At 72.9% G+C, this 2,990-nt stretch carries 2 protein-coding genes; both read right to left on the bottom strand.

The features are described from left to right. Positions 1-175: 175 nt before the first annotated feature. The gene (locus STRAU_RS26395) at positions 176-1,390 is read right to left on the bottom strand and encodes a cytochrome P450 (protein WP_016643450.1); all 1,215 of its coding nucleotides are present in this window, start codon (positions 1,388-1,390) and stop codon (positions 176-178) included. A 753-nt stretch (positions 1,391-2,143) separates the two neighbouring features. Beyond that, the gene (locus STRAU_RS26390; RefSeq protein ID WP_037662025.1) at positions 2,144-2,830 is read right to left on the bottom strand and encodes a ScbR family autoregulator-binding transcription factor; all 687 of its coding nucleotides are present in this window, start codon (positions 2,828-2,830) and stop codon (positions 2,144-2,146) included. Positions 2,831-2,990 lie beyond the last annotated feature (160 nt).

Here is a 2,990-nt window from a genome sequence, read left to right as displayed (position 1 = left end):
CCCCGCCGGTGACGAGGGGGCGGGCCGGGGTGCGGGAGCGTGGAACAAGACCCGGCGCGCTGTTTTCACGGCCCGTCCCGGGGCGGCGGGCGCCGGGTCCTGCGGCCCCCGTTCCCCCTGCAAGGGGCCGCGGGGGTGTGTCCGTTGCCGGGGCCTGCGGCAGGGGTGGCGGGGGTCAGCGGGCGGGCGGGCCGAGCAGGACCGGCAGGCGCTGGTAGCCGTTGACGATGAAGGACGGCACGGGCTGGAGGTCGCGCGGGGGCACCGCCAGCCTCATGCGAGGAAAGCGGCCGAAGAGCGCCCGCAGGGCGATCGTGGTCTCCAGGCGGGCCATCGGCGCGCCCAGGCAGTAGTGGGCGCCGTGCCCGAAGGCGAGGTTGTCGCGGCCCGTGGTGCGCAGCACGTCGAAGACGGCGGCGTCTTTTCCATACGCTTCGGGGTCCAGGCAGGCGGCCGCGAAGGAGACGATGATGGCATCGCCCTTTTTGATGAGGGTGCCGTCATCCAGTTCGATGTCGGTGACGGCGTAGCGCAGCGGCATGAAGGCCGCCGGGGCGCGGGTGCGCAGGGTCTCGGCGAGCACGTCGTCCCAGCCGGCCCGGCCGCAGCGCACGTGCTCGAGCTGGCGGGGGTCGATCAGCAGCGCGGCGATCGCGTTGGTGATGAAGGTGGTCAGCGTCTCCAGGCCGGCGGCGAGCAGCAGCTGCAGGGTGTCCAGGAGTTCGGCCTCGCTCAGCGCCTCGCCCCGGTCGCGGACCTGCAGCAGCGCGGAGGTCACATCCGCGCCCGGCGCAGCCCGTTTGGCGGCCACCAGGTCGGTGAGGACCTCGCTGATCTGCGCCATCGCCGCGCTCATCTGCCCGGCCGAGCAGGCGCTGCTGAAGCCCACGTCCAGCGCGGCACACAGCACCTTCTCGGAGCGCTCCCCCACACCGAGCAGCCCGCTGATCGCCCGGATGGGCAGCACCTGGGCGAAATCCGCCCGCAGATCGAGCGCCTGGCCGGCCGGACGCGCCGCCAGATCCCCCACCAGCCGGGCCGTCTCCTGCTCCAGGCGCGGGCGCAGCGCCTCGATACGGCGCGCGGTGAAGGCCCCCAGCACCAGCCGGCGCAGCCGGGCCCGCCGCTCACCGTGGGTGGTGAGCATGTTCTCCAGCGCCACCCACGGATACAGCGGCCACTGCCGGGTGATCTGCCCGGCCGCGAACGCCGGCCAGTGCAGCCGCGCGTCCTTGGACACCCGCTCATCCACCAGCAGCTGCCTGAGATACCGCTGACGCACCACCGCCCAGGCGCGCACCCCGCCCGGCAGCTCCACCTCCACCGCCGCCCCGCGCCCGCGCAGCACCGCCGCCTCGCCCGCCTGGTCCCGGCCCCGCACATCCAGCACATACGGACACCCACCCCCCACACCCGCAACACCCGCAGCAGGCACCGCAGTAGGCACAGGCACCGCCGCAGCCGCCGTGACCGTCGCCTTCGCCGCGGCCGCAGTAGGCACCGCAGCAGCCGCGGCAGCTGCTGCGGCCGTGGCCGTCGCTGCCCCGGCAGCCGCCGCCACGCCCGGTACCGGCGCCACGGCCGTTGCCGTTGCCGTAACTGTGGCTGTGGCTGTGGCTGTGGCTGGTATCGGCGCCGTGGCCGTTGCCCTGGCCGCCGTCGCTTCTGCCGCCGCAGCCGCTTCTGCCGCCGCTGCCGTGGCCGCTGCTGGCGCCGTGGCGGTTGCCGCTGGTGCCGTGGCGGTTGCTGCTGCGGTCGCTGCTGTTGCTGTTGCCATTCCTGCACTCCCTTTCGGTCGGCCGGGCCATCGCGTGCGCCCGCACACCTGCGTACACAACCCAGGGGGCACACGCCCAGCCCCCCACCGCCACCCCGCCGCCCCGCCCCGGGGGGGGCGGAGCGGCGGCGGGCTCACGGACCAACTGCCCGGCCCGGCACAGCAGCCCGGCCCCGGCACAGCAGAGCAACGGGACCAGCCGACCAGCGGACCAGCGGACCGGCGGACCGGCGGGTGCGGCGGCCGAACCGGCGGACCGGCCGGCCGGTGCAGCGGGTGGCGGAGGAGGCAACGGACGGCAGAGAGATAGGCAACGGACGGGAGAGAGGAAGGGGAAGAGGGACGAGGGGGGGTTGGTGGTGTGGGTCAGTCGGCTGCCGCCAGCTCGCCGCGGCGGCGCAGTTCCATGGCCGCGGCGTGGACCTGCGCCCCGCGCTCGGCACGGAAGTCCAGCTGCACCAGGACACCGGGAACGGCGATGGACGGCAGCAGATGCCGGTAGAGGTCGACCACCCGCTCGGGCATGTCCACCCGGCCGGTCATGATGTTCGACATCACCTGCACCCCGGTGAACGCGCCCACCAGCAGCCGCGCGGCCGCCTGCAGGTCCACATGCGCCAGCAGCTCACCGGCCGCCTTCGCCTTCTCCAGCATCTGCACATTGCGCTCCACCCAGCCCCGCATCGGCGAGAGCCGGTCCAGACTGTCGGCCGGAGCCCCCTGATCCACCGTCAGGCGCACCCCGCCCCGCACAATCGCATCACCCCCCTCACGCTGCAGCAGATGAGCCATCAACAGCGCCTCGTCCAGGGACTTCTGCAGCACCAGATCCCGCTCGGGCACCTCGGGGAAAGAGCTCACCTGCTCCCCCAGCACGTTCTGGGCCAGCTCCTCCTTGGAGGAGAAATGAAAATACAGCGCCCCCTTCGTCACCCCGGAGCGCTTCAGGATCTCCGAAATCGTCGCCGCCTCGTATCCGACCTCGTCGAACACCTCACCCGCCGCGACCAAAATCGCCTGCCGCGTGCGCGTAGCACGTTCTTGGCGCGCCACCGTTCACCTCCCTACCCCCCGTCACGTCCGGACCATGACGGATGCCCCTGAGCCGCGGACGGACCGGCAAGGGAGCACATCACACACCGCCCAAAATAGAACCAGGCAGCCGGTTTTTCAACAGTGCACCCCCCACCATCCCCACCCGCCCGCACCACCC

Origin of the sequence: Streptomyces aurantiacus JA 4570, from assembly GCF_000414115.1 — a bacterium.
GTDB classification, from domain to species: domain Bacteria; phylum Actinomycetota; class Actinomycetes; order Streptomycetales; family Streptomycetaceae; genus Streptomyces; species Streptomyces aurantiacus_A.
Note: the sequence above shows the minus strand (reverse complement) of the source record. Positions and strands in the feature narration are given on the sequence as shown.